Here is a 25,459-nt window from a genome sequence, read left to right as displayed (position 1 = left end):
AAACATTCAACTATTGAATGCTCCATAGACCGTCTTGGCCCTTCTCTTTTCTTCCAATAGATTGTAGATAACCTCGACCGTATAGTGTTGATCAAAATAAAACACCATCATCCTCTTTTTAAAATGAACCGGAAAAAAAAGAAGCACCGGACCGATAGCTGTATCGTATTCTATTTCAAATCTTCTTACCTCCGACAACAGAAACCGTTTGTATCTGGGAAAAATATATAACCTATAAATTACATCCAATGCATTACCCGTAGATTCGGCGTATGACAGATCCATATCGATACAGCGAAAGCCATCTTGATCAATCTCAAGCAATACTGCTTTCCTTCTATTTATAAAAATACGCACTGCAAACAAAAAAGCAATACCACCAAAAAGTAAAAAGAAAATAGGGGCCAGTTCAAAACGATTAAAATCAACCAGCTGAAGACCAATAAAGGAAATTAGAACACCTACAAACCCCAAAGCAAACAAAATCATAGTTGACTTTTCCTTCGGTGCATAGAAAACGATTTTATCCGTTACGATACTATTTTTGGGAGTAAGGGAGCCCATATCCGATCCCCTACCTATCGGCGTATCCGGATAATATTCGGGAGCCGGATTTCCTAGCTGCTCACCAAGGGGCTTTCCGCTTAGCTCAAAAAATGCTGCTATACCCTCATATTCGGTCTTCATCGCTTTTGCAAATCCAAATGAAGATAAGAGCGCCGCAATTCCACCTGCCGCATATTGACCGATACCGATTGCCATACAAATGACAAGTAAAGCACTCATACCGCCACTAAATTTGATAAATGTATGCAACCTAAGTCCATCGTAAATACCAATACAGGCTAAATATGGTAAAAAGATCATCACATTGAGAATGAATAATATTGCTCCGCCTGCCAAGAGGCTACTTGAAGTAATATATGTAGTGAATACGGTTTCAAAGACTACCAAACTCATCATCAATGAGGCAAATATTAAAAAAAAGACCAAAAGCCTGATCGAGAAAATCTTGAATAAAATAGATTTAAATGGAGTCGAATCAACTCGTTTTACAGTGATTAGTTTTTCTTGAGACCATAAAAATAAAAACAATAGCAACGAAATAAAGCAAACAATACCATACAGAAAATTTTTGTCCGCTTGGATACGTTCCTCCCCATACAGCTCATGCATTGGCACAAGTGCTTCATTTACCTCAAACAATTTGTTGTACTTAAATTGGAAAACTGCCTCGACAATCGAATCCACAGTAAATAGAAGTGAAGTGATAATTACCAGGACAAGTATGCGATATATATTTTTAGCCATTTGATTATATTTCACTGTTGGACAGCTTTAAACAAATAAACCTCTTATTATCCATATCCTCAGAACACGTTTACAATCTGTTATGATTATTTTACAATTCGTCAATACAATGAGCGAGACCATAATACTTAGCAGGAGTACAAAAAAAGGTTGAATAGCTCACAAATCAAGATATGTAAGCTATTCAACCAGAAAAAAGGACCTTCGTATTGCTATGCTTTCATTGCCCTGGCCGCACTAAATATCTTTTCTATTATCATCCGAGTCTATGTCAATCAGTTTGTTGTATGGGTCGATACCGACCTGAATGGGCTGCCGATCGACGATCAGCGTCAGCTTATTATTAATCTGGTCAATACGATGTTTCTTCAGATAAAGCTCCTGCGGTTTCCCGTTTTTCTTATCTGTTGACTTGGAAAAAACTCCCACCTCGATATAATCCCTAAGGGGTAGAGATTTCAATGTCACCCGGTCGGATTTTTTAAACACTATCGGTTGTCCCCCCTGATCATGATAGCTCTTTTTCCCATTGGCATCTACACGATATTTGGCGACTTCAAATTGGATATCGACCTGGTATTTTCCATTATTCAGTTTTTTAGTACGCACCTGCTCCACCCTATTATTATATAAGGTAATCGTTTCAAACATATCTTTGATCAGATAACGCAATGAATCTGGCGTGGCACTACGAAATGCATCCACAAACTCCACGGATGTTGTATAAGGTGGATTTTGGAAAGCGGTATTTTTCAAATATGTTTTCGCCGTATGGTTGAAAACCGCTTCTCCCAGATAATCGCTCAGTGCGTACAAAACCAATGAACCTTTCTGATAATGTATGTATGTCTGATTTTCATTGTACATCAATGGCCTTTCACCAAATGACTCTGCCCCTCTTCCTTTTAAATACTCATCCAGCGCATCTTTGAGAAACTTGCGCATCTGCCCTTTTCCATAACGCTTTTCCAGTACTTTCAAAGAGGAATATTCAGACATACTTTCTGACATCAATGTAGCTCCCTGCGTATTGGCGCCTACCACCTGATGTGCCCACCACTGGTGCGCTATTTCATGCGCAGTGACAGCATAGGGATAATCCACCGCGTCATCTTTTTTTTCGTCCACATCGGCAATAAAACCTATAGCCTCAGAAAATGGAATAGTATTGGCAAAGGATTGTGCAAAAGTTCCGGCTGTTCGGGGAAATTCAACAATACGCAACTGTCGATGTTGATAAGGACTATACTCGCTAGTATAATAGGCTAACGAAGCCTTACTCGAAGCCATCATCCGGTCCAGATTGTAGGTATGTCCTTTGTGGTAATATATCTCTAAGTTGACTCCATTCCATTTGTCCTTTTTAATTTCATATCGAGCGGAGTTAAAAGCGAAGAAATTCAATATAGCAGCATCCATTTTATACTGATAGTATTTCCGCCCATCTTTCTCCCATTGTTTGGTCAGATATCCCGGCGCAATGGCCAGCTGGTCTGGATCCGTGCTCACAGTGGCCTCAAAGCGGATCCAGTCTGCATCATTGGAAATGTAATTATCCTTTCGCGCATTGGAATCACTGGGTGGAGCCATACGGTCCCGATGGGGCAAGCCATATTTTTTTCGGATATCATTATCCACCAGCTCCCCCCGATCCAGGTAGCCGATATTCGGAAACAGCATATTGTTAATAAAAGTTCCATTGCCTTTAACGGGTGATTTCTCGTTCACCCAAGTGTTAGCCGGACTAAGTGTACTGAAATTTAAGATAATGGAATCCCCTGGAGCCATCGGTTTGGCCAACTTATAGATATTGAAATTGTAAATATCATCAGCCGAGATTAGCTTATGGGGAACATTGAAAGAAAAGGTATAGTCGTAATCATTATAATTGACAAATATGGAATCTATGGCAACTGCAGTTTTATTCTTCAATATATAAGATGCCTGAGCTTTAAAGCTGCGTGTGGAAGGATAGATATCCATATTGAACTTGATATCAACAACACGTGGTTGGGGCCGAAGCTCGTATTTTTTATACTTCTTCTCCCATTCCACAGACTGTTTTTCATGATCAAGACTGGTGTAATAAGGGTTTTTAATATGGTTTTCATAATATATACCCGCACCAATGCCCACAAAACCAAGAAAACTGACCAGAAGCACAGTTATACTCGTCGGACTTGAGTTTGTCTTTAATATTGCCCAGCGTTCCTTCGTTCCGGAGAAGCCGCCTCTACGCCATAACAAGAGAGCTACCGTAAGAAAAAACACCGCGAACAACAGCCAATATACCCGATAGGTTAAAAAAGGTATGATATAGCCAAAACCATCCATATCTGAATACTCGAGATCTGGCCCCTGGTTAAATTGATAAATCGTCTGCTCCACGCCTACCAAGGATAAAAATGGCAATCCGATAAACAGGGTTAGCAGAATAAAAAAACCGGCCAGATAATTCTTAAAGAGCGTATGCACAAAAATGGATACAAATAGCCATACGATATTTCCCAACATACCATATAGCATGAGATGCATAACGTACTGCCCTATTTCGAAATTATAGTAACGATGGTAAACCTGAAATGCCATACAGGTGAGCATGACCACCGTAAGCAAGGTTAATTGCATTAAGATAATTGCGATTATTTTGGACCCCATAAGCGTCCAATTTGGGACGGGTGTTGCATCCAATAAACCACCCATGCGTGTAATCGTACCACGATGGACCAGTAAACCTGTAAAAAGAAAAGTCAGGATCAACAAAAAGAATTTAAAGGTCGTTCCCGGTATCATCAGCATCTTCCAGGTAACCGGATAAGTCGACGTACCAAAAATTGCACCGATTGTACTGGCCATTAATATAATAAACAAAACACCGACAAGCGTTAAAATCAAAAAGACCGGATTTTTAACAATATACCGATAGTCATATCGCGCCAATGTCCAGGTCGTTTTCAAATAATGAACAAACGAAAAGTCGTAGCTAACTATAGGTAGGTTAAGCCGAAAAACACTATCGAAGTTATTTTTTGTCAATCTTTTCCCCCTCTTACCTGTTTTGACTGAAATGGACTCCTGGGAGAAAGAAAATAAAAGGTAAAATCCACCAATAAATAATGCCGCTACTGCGAGCCATATCAGACGATTATAAATAATCGCTCCTAGAAAAGGAAGATTATTTGTATTCTTTTCTTCAGGCGACCAGTACTGGGTGTAATAAGAAATAGCACTATCACCAAAGGGATCGATCAATGCCCCAAGATAACGCTGATCAGCATTTGTGGTCAGATTTTGGACAAGCACCTGTAGAATAATAAGTACCAGTACCGCAACAAAACCGACATATACATTACGCGTAAAAGTGACCAACACAAAAATAATAGCACTAAGGATAATCAGGTTGGGGATGACCTGAATGAGATAGGTCTGGAAATAAGCTAAAACATGTACCGGCCCCAACAAATCTGGATTAATCCCTGGGACAAACTGTGCAACAACAATACCCAAGGTCGACGCCAGTACGATAACGAGTACCACTGCGATCGATCCGAAAAACTTACCCAGCAGATAGTCAGTTTTGGTAAAAGGATAACTAAAGAGAATGGTATGTACATTATATTGAAAATCCCGATAAACACTGGCACCCACAATCGAAGGAATTAAGAAATAGATAATCGAAGACATCCCGTTTATCATCTCATTAATGGCCCAGGGCGAATTTCTGACCGTATTGGACGAAGTCGTTGCCGTAACGCCATCAAATATCCCCAGTGAGGACAACATGATGAATAACGACAGGACAAAGAATAAAGCCATATAAATATAGACGGCGACACTCTTAAACCAGCGCGTAAATTCAAAATTAAAAATCGGACTAAACATGGCGCTGGTCATTTTTTAGTGCGACAAAATAAACGTCTTCCAGTTGGCCCTGTGCATTGACAAAGGATTCATCTGGTCGTACATCACTATAAACCCGGATGTTGAGTGTGTTGTCCTGATTGTAGTTGGTGGAAATAACATTATACGTTTGTGTATACTGATCCAATTGATCACGGCTAATGATACGTACCCAGATCTTGCCTTCCAATTTTTCTATAGTCTCTTTTGGTGTGCCACGCAATAATATTTTACCGCCATTGAGGATAGCCAGTTCATGACATAATTCGCGGACATCATCCACAATATGTGTCGAAAAAATTACGGTATGATTGGTTCCGATCTCCCGTAGTACATTTAAAAAACGATGTCTTTCGGCTGGATCCAATCCGGCCGTAGGTTCATCAACAATAATTAGTTTAGGATCGTTAAGCAATAGTTGGGCTATGCCAAAGCGTTGCTTCATCCCGCCTGAATAGCCACTAACACTTTTGTTGCGTACATCCCAAAGGTTGGTTACTTCAAGAACACGCTTGATAATGGCCTGCCGGTCAGCTCCTGTCTTAATCCCCTTGAGTTTTGCGAAATACTGTAATAAATCTGTCGCTGAAAGGTTCGGATAAACGCCGAATTCCTGTGGCAAATAGCCTAAAACTTTACGCAGCTCCATCTGCTTACCAAGGACATCGATATCCCCAAAAGTAATGCGGCCATGATCAGGCTTCTGAAGTGTTGCTATGGTTCGCATCAAGGAGGATTTTCCCGCGCCATTTGGCCCTAGAAGACCAAACATACCCGGTTTTATTTCAAGATTTACTTCGTCAAGGGCTTTTACACCATTCGGATAGGTTTTACTGAGACTTTCAATTGATAAATTCATAAATAAGTTTAACTGTTAATAATTCGTTAGTATACCCAAACGACAATTTGTTACAACAATATAACAAAATTTCGCAAAAAACAGGCAGATCTACCTATTTTTCAGGGCAATATCAACAAAAAAACAGTTATTGATTACACGGCTTCCACATCTCGAAAAAACGATATAAACAAATTGGCTTGATTAAAGCGCTCAAAGTTTTATCTCAAACAAACTTACGGTAGCATTGTCATAATGTGCCGGTAAGCCTGCTGTATTACGAAGCTTCTTTAAGCCAAAAAAATCAAAACCACATTTCGTGTAGTGATCAATCAATCCTCTATTCTCACCTACTGTATCCAATCGAACAAACTTCTTATTATTTGCAATCGCATATTCAATCGACCAATTCACAATATTGCTAACAAGATTCTTGCCTCTAAAATTAGGATTCGTTGCGATGCGATGGATGTAAACTGCCGGATCGTCATTTCTCTCCTCCCAAATATCAGGGTCATCGAATGTTGTCGCCCAGACACAGGCGATATCCTGATCCGCAATCATTTTCCATTGCCTATTCTCCTCCAGCTCCTGTTCGATAAGCTTTCGATTAAACTCAGGCCAGGAAACCATGGACTTCGCTTTTTGAAAATCTGTTGCAAGCTTATAAAATTTAAAAATTGTTTCGATGTCGTTAAGGCTGCTATTCGTTATCTGTAGTTCCATGCGCGTTACTAAACTAAATTACCACTGATTAAAGTGTGCCCGAAGCACACACGAAGTTACACTTCATCAGAAAGTAATTAAGGGTACAGATCAAAGCTCGCACATGGTACCAGAAATGGTGAGACAATAATAATTCGCTTCCTACTGTAATGGATCTGGATTAAAATCATTCATTTAAGATCGCCTTACTAACGGTTGCGTGCTACAACGGAATGAGCCACCAAAACTTCTGCTAATCTGGAAATCAACATATTCTACATGAATCCCGTATAGAGCTAGCTTATCGCCCACGGATTTGAATACGGGATCGGTAACATATACATTCGGATTGATCGGCAGACCATTGGTCGCCACTGATTTTGTCCCAACTAGACAAAAAATAAGTGTAAAAACGTTATTGTATGCCCAATATCCACCTTACATCGAATATATCGGTCACCTCTATCAGCGGGTCCGTCTCGTTGTTTCCTTGTACAGCATGTCGTCCAGATGTCAATTTGGAAACAAGCTCACCACGATCAATCACATTTGTACAAGACAAAAATACCGAAAGATAATTGCCAATTTTTCGCCCATCATCGTGTACCAGATCCGAACCATAGATAACCACATTTGGGGAAATAAGTGAAGCACTTACAATAGGTAGCTCTGCATATCCATTTATCTTTTTATCCAGTATATCAAACTCCAAACTTCCCCCAAAACATGACTGATAAAACGTAAGTGCCTTTCTACAATTTCCCGAAAATGTGATAAAAACTCCACTTCTTAACCCTTCCATATCCCAAACAAATTGAATTAAACTATGCGTCTGGTATGACAGGCTCCACAAGTTTTTTCATTTTTTCCAGAGATTCCTGCCATCCCAGGTAACACATTTCTGCAGGAATAACCTCAGGAATGCCTGTTTGTTCAATTTTAAGTTCGGTACCGCAGCTGACTGCACGTAAGGAAACCGTCGTCGTCATCTCTCCGGGTAAGTTGGGATCATCAAAGCGGTCGACATACTTGATAAATTCATTGTTCGTAATTTCGAGATACTCGCCACCAAAAGAATGTCCATTACCTGTACCGAAATTGATAAACGTCATCTTGAATTGACCGCCTACCTTAAAATCCATCTGCTGTACGGTACAGACAAAACCATAAGGAGGTAGCCAGGTAGCATGCGCTACAGGATCTGCGAAAGCGCGGAAGACTTTTTCAGGACTTGCCTGAATAACCCGATGTAAAGAAACTGAATTTGTTTTCATCTTGATTGATTGTTTATAATGTAAATAGATAATACTATATTTTTGTTCTGTCTAATAAATTTTCAATAAACCTATCCTTTCGGACGGGAACACTGTCATACCACTAATATTAAGATAGCGCCGATGCGCCAGTATACTCATTTTGATGCGAGGCAGGATTTACACCAGCTAGCTTTGAACGATAGACATAAGATAACATCAGAATAGCCAGTACGATAAGTGGCAATAACATGTAGGTTATATTTTTGTCCACACAAGCATGACTGATAAAGGCAAATAACAAACTGAATGTTAATCCTGCATAAGCCCATTCTTTTAATTTAGCCGGAACCTGTGGAATGGCAATGGCAATGACGCCAAGAACTTTACAGATAATAAGTGCATAGGCAAAATAATCCGGGTAGCCCAAAGGTTTTGTCCCCGCATTGATATATTGCGGTGCAAATAGTAGTGTACCTAATGGCATAATGCCTTCCCAGATAACAATAAATACTGTTGCGATCCAGAAAATAATTCGATTCTTTTTCATGGTGTTGATATTTTATGCTGATTAATTTGTTGATTCAACATGTTTTACAAAGTTGTTCAGAATGGATTGCCAACCTTGCTTCTGAAATTCAGGATCATTCATCTGCTCCGCATCAAATGTGGTGATCATGACTGTTTCTCCATCCGTCTCAGAAAATAGTGTACTCACTGTCCGACCGTCGACCATGGTATAGGCAATTTCCTGATATAACTCGACCTTATCGTACGTTCCCTCAAAATCGAACCCAAAACTTCCATCCTTGGCTTCCATGCGATTCTTGAATGTGCCATTTACACGCAGATCATTTTCGCTGCTTGGACAATGCCAGCTTGGATCCGCAGCATTCCACTGCATAATATCTGCTGGTGTATTCCATTGCTGCCATACTTTTGCCACTGGAGCTTTTACAGTTGCTTCTACCTTGATTTTTGTTTGTGTTTTCATGATTTATTTTTATTTGTTTATAATGATATAGCAAAGATGCAAAGGATTTTAAAGGTCGGCACATTGTAAAACCGACAACTTTAGGGGTGGATTACGACAAAAACAATTTGTACCTTTATCACATAAACCCAAAAGATATGCAGATCTCTGTTTTTGTTCCCCAATATGGTACAATTGAAGGTATCACACCGGCATTTAGGACCTTCCACACAGCCAATGAATTTCTATCAACATTTGGAAAGAAACCGATATTCGAGGTTGAGTATGTCGGTCTTAGTGAATATGTACCGGCCAATAGCGGTGAGTATACGATAAAAACAAATCGCTTACTGCAAGATGTCGATCGTACCGATCTACTGATTATACCGCCGACTTTTGGTGATATTGACACCGGAATAAGGGACAACGCCGAAGCAATACCTTATTTTAGAAAACTTCACTTAAGGGGTACCCGTTTGGCTAGCTTATGCGTCGGTGCTTTTCTATTGGCTGAAACTGGGTTGTTAAATGGTAAGAAATGCTCTACTCACTGGGCCTATATCAGCGAATTTCAGGAAAAATACCCCGAGATAGAAGTCGAAGATGGCGCCGTTATCACCGAAAACGATAATATCTACAGTAGCGGTGGGGCCAGCAGCCTATGGAATTTAATTCTGTACCTCGTCGAAAAATTTTCTGATCGCGAAACAGCTGTTATGATCGCTAAATATTTTGCACTGGATATCAGTAGGGACAGTCAGTCTCAGTTTGCAATATTCCGGGGACAGCGAAATCACGATGACGTTGATATCCAAAAAGCACAAGACTACATTGAGCTGAAATACGAGGAAAAAATTACGGTAGAAGATTTAGCCAATTTTGTTAATATTGGCCGTCGAACTTTCGAACGCAGATTCAAAGAAGCAACAAATAATACGCCCGTGGAATATATCCAGCGTGTACGCATTGAGGCCGCAAAGAAATTTTTTGAGGCATCAAGGAAAAATGTCTCCCAGGTAATGTATGATGTAGGCTACACGGACACCAAAGCATTTCGGGATATCTTCAAAAAAATAACAGGCCTGACCCCAATAGAGTATCGGAACAGGTTTGCTAAAGTCGCTTAAAAGAGAAAACTTAACCGCTATAACGTCTCAATCAAGCTTGTTACAAAAATAAAAAGCCACCCGGTGTGTGTACTGCCCCAAATAGTGTATAACTTTTTTGGGGCAGTGCATGTCAGGTGGCTTTCCAATACGGTTTCTTATACCTATTTTTTCAGCATCATTTCCCGGATATATTTTACGGGCGAATTGCCACAACTTAAAAATTTCTCATTGAAGTTTTTGAGCTTAAATTTGGCACCTTCCTCTTTTTTCACAGCTTCTCTTAAATCATAGATTTCTTTATATCCTGTAAAATAAGAAGTCAGCTGCACGCTGCTTACGGATACCCTTTTCCATTTCCCAGCGGCTTCTGCCTGTTGTTGAAATGCTTCGTCAACCAAGAGATGCATAGCATCCTTTTCACTCATATTCTTTACGTGTACGCTATAATCCAGGATCGCATTACATACGGTACGTAAATGCCATTTGTACCACATCAACCACATTTCAGGTGCATTGTCACCATAGCCATTTTCAAGCATCATCTGCTCCGTATATACAGCCCATCCTTCGATCATGGCCCCATTTCCTAAAATGCTCTTGATTAAGCTCGGGGACTGATTGGCATATACCAATTGCGTATAATGGCCTGGGATAGCTTCGTGAATATTCAGAATCTGCAAAATATAGTGATTATACTCCCGTAGATAGCTTTCTGAAGCCTCTTTTGTCCATCCTGCGAGACTACCAACGTTGTAATAGGTATTTCCGCCTTTATCATAGGGACCGGGCGCGCTGATAGAAGCACCGGCCACCCCGGCCATGTATGCAGGTTCTTTCCGTACAACGAGTGGTTTACTGTCATCAATGTATAAGAGATCTTTCTTTTTCACAAATTCAACCAGTTTTGGGATCTGTGCCTCAATAGCAGACTGAAAATCTTCCGCTTTGACGTGGTTAACAGATAAAGTATCGATCATCTTACGGATCAGCACCAAACTATCTGCGGGCTGCGCAGTCTTTCCAAAATATTTTGGCCATAGCTCCTTACTGATTTTATACATTTCCGCATGCAGATAGCGCTTACGTGCTATGGCGGCATCGTAGATCTCCGCCGCAGTAGATCCTGACTGGATGTCATACTTAAACTTTTGATCGTATAGTTCCTGCCCCAGTCTAAAGCTCCGCGGTGATGGGTTCGGATTAGTTTTTAAAAATGCTACAAATCCATTTATTGCTTTTATGGCCTGATCGGCTTTAACTTGAATAGCTGCTTTTTCAGCTGCCGGAAGATTAGATTTTTTTAAAGAATCACGTAGATCCGTTTCAAATACCGATAACCCACCTAAATTCTGTTGTATCGCCAGATCCGTCAATACGATTGCTGGATTTTTAATTTGTGCTTTAGCGGCTTCGTAATAGGCAGGGATTTTCGCCATACGCTGTTCAATAGCGTGAAGACGGTCGTGCAGTGGGGCGTAGTTCTCGGCCAGCATAAAGGCAATGGTACCGCTCACATTATAGGCAGAGGGATTCCATTCGTAAGCTTTTTCCTTTTCGATCGACCATACATTGGATTCCAGGTAATTCTGGATTAGGTGATAATCTGTCTGCTGTGAGAGGTTCAGATCGTCCAGGTCAAAGCTTTTTAACTGATTGAGATGCTGTTTCGAAAATTCCAAACGTAAAGACCTGCTTTTGGCGTCAGGGATCGTTAGCAATGAGTCGTATCGATGAAAACCTACCTGTGTGGCCCATTCAGGATTTTCTTTCCAAAGCTGTTCGATGAACCGATCTTCGTAAGCTTTAAAGCTTGCATTGGAGGCAGTATCCGCAAGAGCCTTTTTTGTATTGGATCCCGACCCGCAGGATGCCAGGATGCCAAATCCCAGTATTGTAAACGTATATGTTATTAATTTCATTGGAGTAATTTGATTAAAATTAACAATTGTTGTCAACTTTTAATCACATTACGCCAAGGATGTTACAATTCAACCGCTGCATTATTCCGATCTAAAGCTAATACACATAGCTCATTCATCCTTTCTGCAAAGGTCAATCGTTGTTCTCAAAATGACGGAAATAATTATAAAAAATGATTTGAATTTCATATTCGAAAATCAAATTAAAGCGCTAAAAATCAAAAACTTAAAAAGAAATAAAAAAATATTACAGGCCTTATGTCCAATTTCTTTAACTTCAATCATTATTGTAGTGTAAAACAGTTACACTTAAAACAATAATAAAATGAAACAACGAATCAATTTTTTCGCAAAAGGCCAAAATGCTATGAAAGCAATGTTTGGATTGGGTGCTTATTTAGGTAAATGTACGATTGAACAAGAGCTTTTACATCTCATTTATTTTAGAGTGTCACAGATCAACGGCTGTGCCTATTGTCTGGATATGCATTCTAAAGATCTACTAGCAACCGGTGAAAATCCACAACGCCTGTTTTTATTGGACGCTTGGCGTGAAGCACCACTATACAGTGCACGTGAACGCGCGGCCTTGGCCTGGGCAGAAGCAGTAACGAAGATAACCAATGGGGATGTACCGGACGAAGTGTACGCCATAGCGAATCAGGAATTTTCTGAGGAAGAGCTGATTGACCTGACGCTTGCTATAACCACGATCAATGCATACAACCGTTTTAACATTTCTTTCCGTACTGAAGCCGGAGGGTACAAAGTCGGTCAGCATAAAGTGCAGACAGCATAGCATAAACTAAAACGAGATACATCAATTTATTTAACAAATTAAACGCTAAGCATGAAGGATTTCATCTTATTATTTCGGCAGGCAGGCAATGAGCAGCCTCTTTTGAATGATGAAGAAATTGCCAAGATAAATAAAAAATGGCATGATTGGATCGCTGGTATTGAAGCGCAGGGAAAACTTTCCGACCATGGGTCACGACTTGAAAAAAGTGGAAAAGTGTTAAAACCCGGCGGAGTCATCACCGATGGCCCATTTGTGGAGATCCGAGAAAGTCTTGGCGGGTTTATTGTCATCTCAGCAGAGAATCTTGAGGAAGCGACAACTTTGGCCCATGGTTGTCCTATTTTGGAATCCAATGGTAGTGTTGAGATCAGGGCACTATTAGTTTAAAAAGCTTTAGGGGCAATTGTAAAATATGCAATTGCCCTATTCTATATGATGGAATCTAATTTTCTTAAACAGCTCTTTCAACAGGAATTCAGTAAGATTGTCGCAGTAATTTCAAAAGGTTTCGGTCTACAGTATATTGAAATTGCAGAAGATATCGTCAGTGAGACATTTTTGCTGGCTACGGAATCGTGGCAGACAAAAGGCTTGCCTCCAAATCCAACGGCATGGCTTTACACGGTAGCCAAGCAGAAAACCTTAAGTCACTTTAGACGGAATAAGATTTTCGAAAGCAAGGTAATGCCAGAAATACATCAAAAACAAGTCCTTGTGGAAGATACTGATGAATTTAGCTTTACGCAGGAGAATATCAAGGATAGCCAGTTAAAGATGCTATTCGCCATCTGTACACCTGCAATTGCCAGTGAGGCCCAGATCGGACTCGCTTTGCGGATTCTATGCGGTTTTGGTATTGAAGAAATTGCCGAAGCCTTTCTCTCCAATAAGGAAACCATCAACAAGCGCTTGTTCCGGGCAAAAGAAAAGCTCCGCACAGAGAAGATCCAACTTGAGTTGCCCTCCGAAAAGGAAATCGTCCAAAGACTGGACAACGTACTACATATTATCTACCTCTTATTCAATGAAGGATATTATTCCAAAACACAGAACCAGATTCTAAGAAAAGAACTGTGCATAGAAGCTTTACGTCTCGCGTTAATGTTAGCTACTTATGAGAAGACCAATGTTCCAAAAACAAATGCACTCATCGCCTTAATCTGTTTTCATGCTTCACGTTTCGAAGCCCGGCACAGTACCGATGGTGAATTTATCCTATATGAGCAACAGAACGAGAAACTTTGGAATCAAGAGTTAATCAATCAGGGAATTTATTTTCTGAATCAATCCACCAATGGTGATCAACTGACATCTTATCATATTGAAGCAAAAATCGCACAATGGCATTGCACAAAAGCAGATACTGCAGAAAAGTGGGGCGAAATCCTTGAGCTTTACGACCGTTTACTAATGGTCAATTATTCACCTGGCGCAGTACTCAATAGAACATTTGCTTTATATAAGGCAAAAGGAGCAAAAATGGCATTAATTGAAGCAAAAAAACTAAATTTATCAGACAATCACTTTTATTTTGCACTCTTAGGAGAGCTCTACAAGGATATAGATAGACAGAAAGCAATCGCGAACTTTCAGCGTGCGCAAGCATTGGCAAAAACCTCCCTGGAGCAGGAGACTATTCAACGCAAGATCGATATGCTATAAAGTTCGCGATCCGTTATACAGTGTTAACGTATGAGCGCTTATTCATGTACGCTGCTAATTACTGTCCTTTACTGTATCCCCGACTCTGTTTTTCGAATGCTGCCAATAACTCATAAATAATTCGTAAAGTTCGGTCGATTCGATGGCTATCACCGAAGCAGAATACATGATATTTAATTCTTGTGTAGCTTCATAATAAGCCATTTTCCATAACATTGATGGAAGTCGGTCTTTATAATTGGAAGCATTGCGCAAAGTGACAGTCACCAAGGTATCACCACCTACTTTTTGCAGGTTAATGGCTGTGACATCTTCCCAATTCCCTATCCCAAAAGCCTTTGCCAATGGGGTTGTTTTCCCCGAGAAATGGTTTTTATTCAATACAATCTGAGCTGACTTGTCCCGAAGGCTTAATAAACTGCTCAACAACAGCATCAGCATCACCAGCAATACAGCACTCGAAAATACAGCAGGTTTGACTTTTAACTCACCATCAAAGAGTCCAATACAGTACAAAAAGATCAACAAAAGGATGAAGCAAATCCCGCCTGACATCGCGAGAAGCTTAACGGTTTTGCTTCTATTTCTGTATAAGTTAGTTTCCCGATCCATCTTAGTTACCCCAGTTCACATTAAGATTGTGTTTTTCTGCATAGGCCTTTCCTAAAGCATATACTTCATCAAATACTTTGTCGATCTCGGGCATATGATCTTTTTGAATCTTTTCAAGCAATTTCTGTTTCTCTTCAGCGGATCCCTTTGTATCGCAAAGTTTGGCATAGGCGGTATACTCGTTTTTATAAACCGGAAGTACCTTCTCAAATAAGCTGATAGACTTTTCCTTTAATGCCTTTGCATCCTCATCCGAAACATGGAGCTCATTGATATCTTTCAATGCTTTTTCAACAGTTTGAATTTTTATCTCTACGGATTTTTGGGCTTCATCACCCGCTTTCTTACTGGAGGGAATATCGGCAAATTCGACAGTTTCCTGTTCTAAACGTTTACCAAAACGCTCAGGAGCGAAATCAGCGATAAGGTTTGTATTTAAAACAACTTTCCCGAAAAAATTTTCCGGACTTGGAGATTGGCAAGCCGTGAAAAATAAACTTGCCGACATGAAAATAATAAATAGTAAGTGCTTCATATAAATTTTATTTTGCTCCAAAGTACCTAATATTACTTAAAACCACAAACCAGCAGATATCCTACCTCTTTCGATCCGAAATAGTCAGCAAATCGTTATATTGAATTCGGCAAAAAATGATCTTTTGTATAATACTTGTCCAACACGTTAATTTTTAATATTTTAGTAAATAAAAAACAACAGATAAAAAACCGCTGATTATGGGCTTTGACATTAGTTACCATCCAATTTCTGAAGAGCAGATTAATACCTGGTATTTTGAGGTGATTACAAATCCGGAAAAAATCGAGTCCTTGGCTTCCGAGCACCAAATTGATGATTTCTATAAAACAAAATACCAGGATACTATAAATGCAGGTCGGGAAACAGATCAAAATGACTATTTCGACAAGACACATGGTTTCTTCATCGCCGTTGTTCAAGGATTTTTTGAAACCTATTTCTATGTCCGCGGCGGTGGATTATCCTTTTCAGAAAATACGCTGTTAGATTCCTACTATAAAAAATGGGAGGAATTTATCCCCAAGGAGTTACTGACGAAAAAAGTTGAAAATAGGCTTATTGAAAATTATTGCTCGGGTGTATATATTTCTGCGGATCAGGTCGTACGTTTATTAGACGATTATCACCATAATCTGGAGATTAAATCGGAATTGGATCAACTATTTTCAGATGGGCGCATTAGCATTTTCCTAAAGGCTTTGAATTTTGCCAAAGAGCGCGGATTGGGTCTCTTGGAGGCCACAGAAGTTGTAGAGCCACAGCCCCTTGATTTGAATGAATCCAAAAGTTACTCCAACCTATTTAACTGTGATAAAGAAGGTCCACTGCTCTATCAAGCTGTGGCATTCGAACAGATCAAAGACATCGAACAAAGCAATGGTCTCCCTGAAAATGAGATCCTGCACAATGTCAAAGTGGAGACCGTGCATGTAGAGCCAACAAATACAACAGCCGGAACAGAGAAAACCAATGCCCCTGCCCAAAAGAAAGGTTTCTGGAAGCGACTATTTGGTTAATATATGCACAATTGAGACAAATGGCCAAATCCTCTTTCATACGTTCAACGGACAACGAAATCGTCAGTTCGAGAATCCTAAATGCCACAATAGCACAAGTCTTTGAGGCTTGCGCCAATCCTTCACATTTAAAAAATTGGTGGGGGCCTGCTGGGTTTACCAATACATTCGAAGAATTTGACTTTAGACCCGGAGGACGATGGAAGTTTATCATGCATGGTCCAGATAAAGGTAATTATCAAAATGAATGCATTTTTTCCGAAATAATTTACCCCAAATTAATTACCTGGGACAGACTGTCCAAACCACTTTTCCGAATGGAGCTATCGCTGACGGATATTGCTCCCGGCAAAACAAAATTCGGTTTTCGGATGATATTTAGTACAGCTGAGGAATGCAACAAAATCAAAAGCGTTGTCATGGATAAAAATGAAGAAAACTTTGATCGCCTTGAACATGAATTAGAAACAATGATTTGATTACATTCGCTTAATAATTTTATTTGAAGCCATGGACATCGTACTTATTGTAATCGTCACTTTATTTGCTGGATTAATATATCTGTTACGTTCTGCAATTAAAAGACAGAATAAAAAGATTTCATCTATTGAATATGCTGTTATTATTGGCTACATCCTATCCTTAGCCATCTCCGGAGTTGGTCTGTTGACTCATTCCAGTCAGTATCATGAGGCTGTCGATCCTGTTGACGGCGCCTGTTACTTACCTTTTGGTGGGAAACATGCCCTTTCATTGTTTCTTTATTTTATTGCTTTCAACTGTGCTGTAATGGCTATTTGGATAAAAGGCCGAAAAATACCACCTATCCCCCTTGTCCTCGCCCTCATTATTTTGATGCTGGGGTCTTTAATCAGCCTCTTTGTGCTGACACAGGTAAGCTATCACGATACATCGACCCTTAGTATCTACGTTGGTAATGAAGGAACATTTTACTTTATTTTCACCCCTATTTTCTGCTTTTGTTTTGGCGTAGGTTTTATCTGGAAGGTCATCCAGGAGGAGCGGGAAACATCATTCCTCAGAACTTATCGTAATCCGACACTGAATAGGATCAATAAACTGCTTTCCTCCAAATTTGATTACCCGGTATGGGCACTCATCTTGCTTGTTCCTTTTTTTCTGGTGATGACCGCGGTTCTTATTCTGTTTGGTCAGGATAGCGATTCAATGGCCAAAGTATTTACAGAGACCAGCACTTGGGCTTTCTCCCAAAAAATGCACCCACCTATTTTAGACCACAAGGGACATTATCTTTGTACGGTAGCAGCCAAAGGAGACCCGGCAGTCGTGAAACCACTACGGTTAGGTAAACGGCATGGAAATACGATCATTGTTAACCGTCAACTACTGATAGCCAACGCTTTTGAGGAAACCTTAAGTGATCTATCTCCGATCATTCATCGCTATATACGATCCTTTTATGACAGGTACGGATATAATATCTCCGTCAAAATTAACACAGTCAGCGCATCGAATCTGACCTACAGGATAATGAAACCGCTGGAGTATATTTTTCTTTTCTTCCTGTATTTATTTTATGTGGAACCAGAAAAGAAAATCGCCAGGCAATACACATAACTATTTTAATCTTTACACGATCTTCTCCTTCAAATAGATACGCTTGAAGTATATTGGAGAAGCATTGCATTTTTTTTCATATGGATCAGACAACTTATTTTATTATCCTCACCGGCGGCCCCGGTGTAGGTAAAACCACATTACTAAAAAAACTACAGCAACAGGGCTATCGAACTGTGCCGGAAGATGCACGGAGAATTATTCAGGAACAATTGGTAAACAATGGCAATGGTTTGCCCTGGAAGGATAAGCAATATTATGCCACATTGATGTTGGTTGCATCCAATGCCAGTTTCCTTGATGAAGTAAAAGAGAACTCCACACATCCGGGCTATGTATTTTTTGACCGTGGCATTCCAGATACACTCGCCTACATCGAAATGGAAAATTTAACTATCGGAGAGTCCCTGCTTGAAAAAGCCAAAGCAAACCGTTATCACAAAAAGGTATTTATCCTACCCCCATGGCAGGATATTTATGAAACCGATCATGAACGCAAACAGACCTGGGAGGAAGCCGAGGCCACATTCCATTGGATGAAAGATGTCTACCAGCGGCTTGGCTATGAAGTCATCGAAGTGCCAAAAACAACAGTCGAAGGACGTTATCAATTTATACTTGAGGCGCTCGGATTAGCCAGCCATTAAGGCTTTGTCAACCATCCGCTCATATGCTGTGCGAATTGACCCCATAATTTTACCGTAAAGAGCCGCTCTAGCGTAATCCTGTTATCCAGAATCAGTTACACGGCATCGAGCAGCACCTGCAGTTCCTGTAAAATTGAAAAACCTACAAGTGATCCCCACCGGGAAGTTCTAAGTCTTTCATATTTCTTGAACTACATCAATGGAATTGAATCAAATGGACTTTAATTTTGTTGTATCAGAATTAAAGGAACAAAGCGTATGAAATATATTTTAGAACATCCTGTCAGTGGCCATATTGGTCAGCAAAAATATAAAACAACCATCTTATGGCGTAATGGTGAATTTATTACTGATGAACCGCAAAAATTAGGTGGAGAAGATTTAGGTCCTGACCCCTATACCCTACTGGTATCTTCTCTTGTTTCCTGTACATTGGCCACCCTACGGATGTATATTGACAAAAAGGAACTTCATATCGATGAGATTCAGGTCACAGCCAATATGTATTTACGTATTGAGAAAGAACAAGTGGTCACCTATCTTGATCGAGAAATTTCATTCGGACAAGCTGTTGCAGAAGACCTTGTGGTACGACTCCAGCAAATTGCAGATGAATGTCCGATTTCTAAAATATTGAAAGGGAATGCTATCGTCAATACAATTATGAAAACCAACCTGTAAATGAAAAACTTAGTCATTATTGTATTCGGAAAAAACGAGGAAATTCTCCATACGTTAAAGCGAATCATAGAAAGTACCCAGGGCTGGCAGGCCATCATTCAGCAGGATCTTTCCACTTGCAAGACCTATTTGTCTGCTAATCCTGGCGACATCCTATTGCTGAGTTCCGGTCTATCGACGCAGGAAGAGACTGAAATCACAGACCATTTATTGCGTTTAAACCACACTATAGGTTTAATAAAACATTACGGTGGAGGAAGCGGTCTGCTAAAAAATGAAATTTACAGCTTATTCCCCGATTTGATTCCCGGAAATTAAGGAATGTGCTTTAGCGAATTTTTCGAACGTAAACAATCTCCACACTCGAGCTTTTATGTCAATTTTCTGAAAGCTACAATTTTGATTACAAAGCTTTTATTAAACTAGTTCAATGCAAATTAATTTTCGGCAGATTAATTTTGGATATATAAATACAAAGATCATGAATAAACAGAATTTTATAAAAAAAGGACTTTTGGGTTCCGGAATATTCACAGCAAATGCTGTTTCAGCAGGTATTATGAAGAATGACATAGACGAAATAGAACCTTTGGAAGCACTGGATGCCGATGCCGTCCATTATGATTTGGCTCAATTGGAAAATCATAGTGTACTCCATAAGTCAACAAGCCGAGGTCATGCAAACCATGGTTGGTTGCAGAGTAATCATACTTTTAGCTTTGCAAATTACCATAATCCCGAACGGATGCACTTTGGTGTACTCCGTGTACTTAATGATGATATCGTTGCCGCAGGGAGAGGGTTTGGGTTACATCCGCACGATAATATGGAAATCATCAGCATACCTTTAGAAGGAGATCTCGAACATGAAGACAGTATGGGCAATAAGGCCATTATCCGAAAAGGAGATATTCAGGTAATGAGCGCAGGAACCGGGATCATGCATAGTGAATACAATAAAAATAACGATCGGGAAGTGAAGTTTTTACAGATCTGGGTCTATCCGAATCAACGCAATGTGGCACCTCGGTACGATCAGATTACACTGGATAGATCACAAAGGCACAATAAGTTTCAACAAATCCTTTCACCCGATCCCGCTGACGAGGGTGTATGGATACATCAAGATGCCTGGTTTCACCTGGGGCATTTCGACGCTGGTATCACAGAAAACTATAAAGTCAAACAAGCTGGAAATGGTGTCTATATTTTCGTCATCAGCGGAACTGCCAATGTAGAAGGGCAAGAATTGGAGACAAGAGATGGCTTTGGAATCTGGGATATTTCGGAAATTAAGATCACAGCGACTTCGGCAGATACCGAAATTCTTCTGATGGATCTCAACATGATACTAAACTAAGAAAGTATGATAGCGACAAGATTGCTGTTTATGTTCTAAGCGTAAGATCGCTTTATAGCACGACCGCTGTATTCCTATTCGAATCAAAACTGTATAAAAAAGGGGAACTTTAACATTCCCCTTTCTCTTTCGACTATTATTATAAAATTACTAAAAACTGATTGAATTGAGTTTTTTATCAACTAGAATACCGTCTATGGCTTTTAAATTGAAGTTAACGTTACGTTTGGCCTTCAATTTGATTTTAAATAATATTTCAGAACCATTCAGCGTCTCCTTGTTGCCCAGATTCACAAAAGTAGGGTATAGTGCTTTGCTACCGTTTGTATGAAGACGGTCATTGGTATAGTTGTTCATTTCCTTCAAATGAAGCGGTTCGATTCCCACAAATTCAAAGTCGCCCTGATTATACGGTAAGGCAAAACTTAGTGCATTGACTGCTTTAAGATTTTCGCCACTTACGGCAATTTCAACAATATCACCAGATTTCAAGGCCGCTTTGGATGCTGTCAATTTAAGCTTACCAGCGACTTTTTCTTCTTTGTTTGGTTTGGCTCCCCCTTCAATCGACACGGCAACATTTGAAATATCATAGGCATCGATCAGATTATTTTTGTTGACATCACCATTACTTACATAGCCTTCGAAATCACCATCCCCCATTCTTAAACCGGTATAGTTAATATAAGAAGTCAAATCATTCTGATCGATCAAGCGGTCATTATTGATATCTCCTGGCAAATAGCTCGCTGATCCCGGTACTTTGAAGACATAGAGCTCACGACCGGAGCCGAATCCGCCAACAGCTTCCGAAACTGAGATCTTAACAAAACGTGCGACAGGATGCTGACCAAAACTAAAGCCTTTCTTTTCACCATCACGTTTCCAGTCAAAGCTTCCAGCCCCAGACCAAGTCTCTTTATCGTTGCTATAAAATACTTTACCCTTCAAAATGATGCCATTTCCGCCATCTGTCCGCGGAAGATACTCAAACTTATCCAGTTGATTGACCGATTTTAGATCCAACGTGACATCAAATGGAACGGCAGTTTGTCCCCACTTGGTATGCCACATATCCCCCTCGTCATAGTTGAACAGTTTATTGATACCATTGCCTCCCTGATTGTCTACAGAGGTTTCTGCTTTAATACCTTCAATCGCAAACTCCAACGGATTGGCTTTTGTTTTTGCACTAAATGTACTCCAATTAGAAGCACCAGCTTTATTCACAGATCTAATCTTAAAACTATAATCAGTCTCGGCTTCCAGACCTTCGAAGAGTAATTGATTGTCTTTAATGGTTGAGTAGGTCAGATCATTGAAAGCAATCTCATAATAGTCCGCATTGGCAACTTTCTCCCATGTCGGTGTTAATGTATAAGCCTGCGTATTACTATCCGTTATCTGGGCGGTAGGAGCTGTCAGGGAACCCGTCTGTACCAAATACGAATCATTTGGCGCAAACTTGAACCCATCAACTTGAATTTCAACTGCTGATGAAGATACATCCTGCTTCCCGATACGTATCAATACCATCGGATTTTTGATCAGGCTAACCTTTTCAAATGCTGACCCCTTTGTTGCAAACTGATTCAAATTGGACTGGGCATCGTAGAAGTAGGCATTTTCCAAATTCTTAAATTCTGCTATTGAATGTGCCGCCTGAAGTTTAATTCCTTTTTTGTTCACTTTAACAGTCACCTTCTTTGGAGCAGCAGTCACATTGAAACGGACCTCCGTTGTTTTCTCTTTTTCGAAGCCTTCAAATTCACCTGTTGACGGCGCTATTGTGAACAGCACTTTATCGCCCTTCTGTATGGAAGAAATCTTTGTATTGACGCCTTTGCCATAACGATATGCTTCTGTTTTTCCGTCATCATCATATTCCGTGAATTCTGAGTTCCCGAATGGATATACTTCGTAAATGCGTTGATCTTTTTTGATTTCCTGCACATTATTATTCGGGTTAGTTACTGGAATAATGGCTCCATTCTTTACAAAAACCGGTAGCTTCCAAATTGGCACATCAAAATTATTGAGGATACGGCCACCTTTATATTTTTCGCCAGTAAAGTAATCTATCCACTCTCCATCAGGCAAATAGATACCGTTACGGATGTCATTACCCCTTTCATCTGCACGTGTTTCCTGATAGATGGGTGCCACCAAAAAGTTCGGGCCGTACAAATATTGGTATTGTGTTGCCTTCCCAAGAGTAAACTGATTTGCCTGCTCCAAAAACATCGCACGAATTATGGGCAGACCATCGACTGCCTGTTTAGCGATACTATAGCTATAAGGAACTAATTGAGATTTCAGCTTCAGGTAAAGACGGTTGATAGAAGTAGCGGGTTCGCCCAAAGCATGCGGATACTTTTCATTGGATCCCCAACCATCCATATTGAGTTCCATCGGTGTCCAGGTCTTCCATTGAAAGTCCCTGATATTAACCTTGAAGTTTTTACCACCAAAGATTCCATCCATATCCGAGGTAATATTTGGCTGTCCGGAAAGACCTGAACCGATATATGTCGGAATATGGAACCGAATATATTCCCAAACCCCACCCGTCTGATCGCCCGACCAAATACCAGCATAGCGTTGCGTTCCTGCCCAGCCGTCCAATGAAATAATAAACGGTCGCGCATTATTGCCATAATAAGGCATGATGTGTCCCACATCAGCAACACCGTTTAAGCCAAAGGAATATCCCGGACCTACCCAGGCAACATCCGTCTTTAGTACCCTGACACCAGCGTCACGTACTTCCTTCACAATATCCCTTTGCAATAATGCACTGATGCTGTCTTTGGGATGTAGGTCAGACTGCGTCCATAGGCCAATTTCGACACCATTTTTACGGGCATAATCACCAAATTCCTTAAGGTTATTGATATTACCATCCAAAGTTTCGGTCTGACCATACCCAGCGCCGTAACCATCGTTTGGTAGTATCCAGCCCAACGGCATATCATGTTTTTTATAACGGTCTATAACAGCACGGGCGGAAAATTGATAATTCTCTTTTTCACCATTAAGTGATTCTTTGGTGCCGCCATTTTCCTTTTGACTTTCTTTGTAGCGTTTTCCGTCTTCAAACAAAATCCCCTTTTCATCTTCTTTCCAAAAATCCCTATTGTATGCATTTAGGTGCCCCTCGTACAAGCCGAATTTTGGCAGAAGAATAGGATTACCGGTCAACTGGTAAAAGTCATTCAACAAAGGTACCGTACCATCATTGATCATAAAAAAGACATCCAGATAATCGGTATCGTGCGATAACTTCACGGTACCTTTTGTCTTTGCCCCAAAGGCGTAACTCCCTTTCTTGAATGTATGCCACAAAAAGCCATAGCCATTCGTCGACCAAAAATAAGGTGTAGGCGATGCAACTCCCCCGTCGGTCCAGCTATTTTGATTTTCAATCGCAATGATTTTCCCCTTATGAGAGAACCGACCATTTTGTACACCACCACCGAAAAAGTACTCATCCTTATTTTCTTTTAATTCCAAGGACACTTGTTTAGATTCAAAAGCGATGGGTTTTAAACTCTCGACAACAACTTTATTTGTGATACGGTTTAGGATACTAAATTGAGAAGTCTGTTTATCTATGGAGAATACAATATCTTTTGTTGTGATCGTAGCTTTACTGCCATCGTCTTTTACTTCCAGCTCATTCACCGCCTTACGTGGTTGTTCGACAAGGATCTTCGCTTCGGGTTTTGCCTCTGGATCACGGATGATACCGCCCTGTATGTCCTGAAACATTCTGAAAATATGATTTCCGTAAAAATCCAATGTCAGTCTTTGGTTGTTTTCATATACAATCTCCACCGTCGTTGGATTAATTTTCTGTATGGCAATGATCTTGCTAACAGTTGCAGTTTGTTCGATCTTATAATCAGCTGTCAGATGAGCCATCGCACTGACCCTATTCGTTTCAAAAATAAATGGAGAAGCCAATCCCACCAATAAACTAACTTGCGCTTTTGTACTCCAAAAAGAAATCTTCATGTGTAGAATTTATAATGTTAAATCGCCTTGCTATGTTTCTATCCTTGTGATAGCAGCGAACGCTGTTAAATTAACATAACAATAATACAATAGTAAATCCAAGTAAAAAAGAGCTTGCGAAATGCAAACGATTGTCTAATAATAATGTTGCAGAAATAATGTAACTATGGGGGACGTCCCATCCAGCCCGGCTGGCCGTCTGCAGAAAAGAGGAGAAGAGAAAACTCCCGAGGGACTGCTGTTGCTGATGCGACTGCTGATGTCCTTGCTGTTACGCTTGCTGCTAAACTATTGCTGCTACAGCTATTACTGCTACGGTTTTGTAGGTTTTACGGCTGCTGTTACGCTTGCTGCTAAACTATTGTCCAATAAAATCCTGTTGCAGGAATAAAGGGACTGTACGGAACTTCCCATCCAGCCCTGTTGGCTGCCCCCAGAAAAGCAGGAGAAGAGTAAAGTATACAAACGAAAGAAGCCCTTGACTGTTTCCAGCAAGGGCTTCCGTGTAAAAAAAGGC

Annotated in this window: 24 protein-coding genes; 11 read left to right on the top strand and 13 right to left on the bottom strand. The window is 40.2% G+C overall.

The window, feature by feature from the left end; translation table 11 throughout:
• Window positions 1–6 precede the first annotated feature (6 nt).
• From ACK8HY_RS00120 to ACK8HY_RS00085, 8 genes are all read right to left on the bottom strand, one after another.
• Window positions 7–1,311: a hypothetical protein gene (locus ACK8HY_RS00120; protein ID WP_416132303.1), complete on the bottom strand. Its 1,305-nt coding sequence runs from the start codon at window positions 1,309–1,311 to the stop codon at window positions 7–9.
• Window positions 1,312–1,548: 237 nt separating this feature from the next.
• Window positions 1,549–5,193, bottom strand: coding sequence for a M1 family aminopeptidase (locus tag ACK8HY_RS00115; RefSeq protein ID WP_416132302.1), 3,645 nt, complete (start codon window positions 5,191–5,193; stop codon window positions 1,549–1,551).
• On the bottom strand, window positions 5,186–6,070 hold the full coding sequence (locus ACK8HY_RS00110) for an ABC transporter ATP-binding protein (RefSeq protein WP_077435995.1): 885 nt from the start codon (window positions 6,068–6,070) through the stop codon (window positions 5,186–5,188). The genes ACK8HY_RS00115 and ACK8HY_RS00110 overlap by 8 nt, the downstream gene beginning before the upstream one ends.
• Before the next feature lie 192 nt (window positions 6,071–6,262).
• On the bottom strand, window positions 6,263–6,775 hold the full coding sequence (locus tag ACK8HY_RS00105) for a GNAT family N-acetyltransferase (protein ID WP_416132301.1): 513 nt from the start codon (window positions 6,773–6,775) through the stop codon (window positions 6,263–6,265).
• Between the two features lie 394 nt (window positions 6,776–7,169).
• Complete coding sequence (locus ACK8HY_RS00100; protein WP_077435991.1) at window positions 7,170–7,556, bottom strand: glyoxalase; 387 nt, start codon at window positions 7,554–7,556, stop codon at window positions 7,170–7,172.
• Between the two features lie 22 nt (window positions 7,557–7,578).
• Complete coding sequence (locus ACK8HY_RS00095) at window positions 7,579–8,028, bottom strand: SRPBCC family protein (RefSeq protein WP_077435989.1); 450 nt, start codon at window positions 8,026–8,028, stop codon at window positions 7,579–7,581.
• Between the two features lie 109 nt (window positions 8,029–8,137).
• Window positions 8,138–8,557, bottom strand: coding sequence for a DoxX family protein (locus ACK8HY_RS00090; RefSeq protein WP_416132300.1), 420 nt, complete (start codon window positions 8,555–8,557; stop codon window positions 8,138–8,140).
• Between the two features lie 21 nt (window positions 8,558–8,578).
• Window positions 8,579–9,001 carry an SRPBCC family protein gene (locus ACK8HY_RS00085; RefSeq protein WP_416132299.1) on the bottom strand — a complete coding sequence of 141 codons (423 nt, stop codon included), beginning with the start codon at window positions 8,999–9,001 and terminating at the stop codon, window positions 8,579–8,581.
• Window positions 9,002–9,138: 137 nt separating this feature from the next.
• Here ACK8HY_RS00085 and ACK8HY_RS00080 point away from each other — a divergent pair, with 137 nt between their 5' ends.
• Window positions 9,139–10,107, top strand: coding sequence for a GlxA family transcriptional regulator (locus ACK8HY_RS00080; RefSeq protein ID WP_416132298.1), 969 nt, complete (start codon window positions 9,139–9,141; stop codon window positions 10,105–10,107).
• A 143-nt stretch (window positions 10,108–10,250) separates the two neighbouring features.
• On the opposite strand, the gene ACK8HY_RS00075 is transcribed toward ACK8HY_RS00080, so the two are convergent.
• The gene (locus tag ACK8HY_RS00075) at window positions 10,251–12,008 is read right to left on the bottom strand and encodes a DUF885 domain-containing protein (RefSeq protein ID WP_416132297.1); all 1,758 of its coding nucleotides are present in this window, start codon (window positions 12,006–12,008) and stop codon (window positions 10,251–10,253) included.
• 325 nt (window positions 12,009–12,333) lie between these two features.
• Here ACK8HY_RS00075 and ACK8HY_RS00070 point away from each other — a divergent pair, with 325 nt between their 5' ends.
• Genes ACK8HY_RS00070 through ACK8HY_RS00060 form a run of 3 tightly spaced genes read left to right on the top strand, consistent with a single transcriptional unit; the run spans window position 12,334 to window position 14,472 of the window.
• The gene (locus tag ACK8HY_RS00070; protein WP_343560990.1) at window positions 12,334–12,807 is read left to right on the top strand and encodes a carboxymuconolactone decarboxylase family protein; all 474 of its coding nucleotides are present in this window, start codon (window positions 12,334–12,336) and stop codon (window positions 12,805–12,807) included.
• Between the two features lie 51 nt (window positions 12,808–12,858).
• A complete protein-coding gene (locus tag ACK8HY_RS00065; protein ID WP_077435977.1) occupies window positions 12,859–13,197 on the top strand; it encodes a YciI family protein in 339 nt (112 codons plus the stop codon).
• A gap of 45 nt (window positions 13,198–13,242) precedes the next feature.
• Window positions 13,243–14,472, top strand: coding sequence for an RNA polymerase sigma factor (locus tag ACK8HY_RS00060; protein ID WP_416132296.1), 1,230 nt, complete (start codon window positions 13,243–13,245; stop codon window positions 14,470–14,472).
• 54 nt (window positions 14,473–14,526) lie between these two features.
• Here the strand turns inward: ACK8HY_RS00060 and ACK8HY_RS00055 are convergent, their stop codons facing one another.
• Entirely contained in the window at window positions 14,527–15,084 is a 558-nt protein-coding gene (locus tag ACK8HY_RS00055) for an STM3941 family protein (RefSeq protein WP_416132295.1), read from the bottom strand.
• Window position 15,085: 1 nt separating this feature from the next.
• Window positions 15,086–15,619 (bottom strand): hypothetical protein, encoded by a 534-nt coding sequence (locus ACK8HY_RS00050; RefSeq protein WP_416132294.1) that lies wholly within the window; start codon window positions 15,617–15,619, stop codon window positions 15,086–15,088.
• A 200-nt stretch (window positions 15,620–15,819) separates the two neighbouring features.
• On the opposite strand from ACK8HY_RS00050, the gene ACK8HY_RS00045 reads away from it, so the two are divergent.
• The 7 genes from ACK8HY_RS00045 to ACK8HY_RS00015 all read left to right on the top strand — a co-directional run bounded on the left by ACK8HY_RS00045 (window position 15,820) and on the right by ACK8HY_RS00015 (window position 20,925).
• Window positions 15,820–16,638, top strand: a complete 819-nt coding sequence (locus ACK8HY_RS00045; RefSeq protein WP_416132293.1) for a hypothetical protein — start codon at window positions 15,820–15,822, stop codon at window positions 16,636–16,638.
• A 20-nt stretch (window positions 16,639–16,658) separates the two neighbouring features.
• A complete protein-coding gene (locus tag ACK8HY_RS00040; RefSeq protein ID WP_077435971.1) occupies window positions 16,659–17,117 on the top strand; it encodes an SRPBCC family protein in 459 nt (152 codons plus the stop codon).
• A gap of 31 nt (window positions 17,118–17,148) precedes the next feature.
• The gene (locus ACK8HY_RS00035; protein ID WP_416132292.1) at window positions 17,149–18,237 is read left to right on the top strand and encodes a DUF6688 family protein; all 1,089 of its coding nucleotides are present in this window, start codon (window positions 17,149–17,151) and stop codon (window positions 18,235–18,237) included.
• 80 nt (window positions 18,238–18,317) lie between these two features.
• Window positions 18,318–18,884 (top strand): AAA family ATPase, encoded by a 567-nt coding sequence (locus tag ACK8HY_RS00030; RefSeq protein WP_077435967.1) that lies wholly within the window; start codon window positions 18,318–18,320, stop codon window positions 18,882–18,884.
• 258 nt (window positions 18,885–19,142) lie between these two features.
• Window positions 19,143–19,565 (top strand): OsmC family protein, encoded by a 423-nt coding sequence (locus tag ACK8HY_RS00025; RefSeq protein WP_416132291.1) that lies wholly within the window; start codon window positions 19,143–19,145, stop codon window positions 19,563–19,565.
• Window positions 19,566–19,883, top strand: a complete 318-nt coding sequence (locus ACK8HY_RS00020; RefSeq protein WP_077435963.1) for a hypothetical protein — start codon at window positions 19,566–19,568, stop codon at window positions 19,881–19,883.
• 163 nt (window positions 19,884–20,046) lie between these two features.
• Complete coding sequence (locus tag ACK8HY_RS00015; protein WP_416132290.1) at window positions 20,047–20,925, top strand: pirin family protein; 879 nt, start codon at window positions 20,047–20,049, stop codon at window positions 20,923–20,925.
• Window positions 20,926–21,075: 150 nt separating this feature from the next.
• On the opposite strand, the gene ACK8HY_RS00010 is transcribed toward ACK8HY_RS00015, so the two are convergent.
• Both ACK8HY_RS00010 and ACK8HY_RS00005 read right to left on the bottom strand, forming a co-directional pair.
• Window positions 21,076–24,942 carry a TIM-barrel domain-containing protein gene (locus ACK8HY_RS00010; protein ID WP_416132289.1) on the bottom strand — a complete coding sequence of 1,289 codons (3,867 nt, stop codon included), beginning with the start codon at window positions 24,940–24,942 and terminating at the stop codon, window positions 21,076–21,078.
• Between the two features lie 312 nt (window positions 24,943–25,254).
• Window positions 25,255–25,459 (bottom strand): hypothetical protein (locus tag ACK8HY_RS00005; protein ID WP_416132288.1); only part of this gene is annotated, 205 nt, incomplete at its 5' end.

Origin of the sequence: Sphingobacterium sp. NGMCC 1.201703 (assembly GCF_047784615.1) — a bacterium.
Taxonomy (GTDB): Bacteria; Bacteroidota; Bacteroidia; order Sphingobacteriales; family Sphingobacteriaceae; genus Sphingobacterium.
Note: the sequence above shows the minus strand (reverse complement) of the source record. Positions and strands in the feature narration are given on the sequence as shown.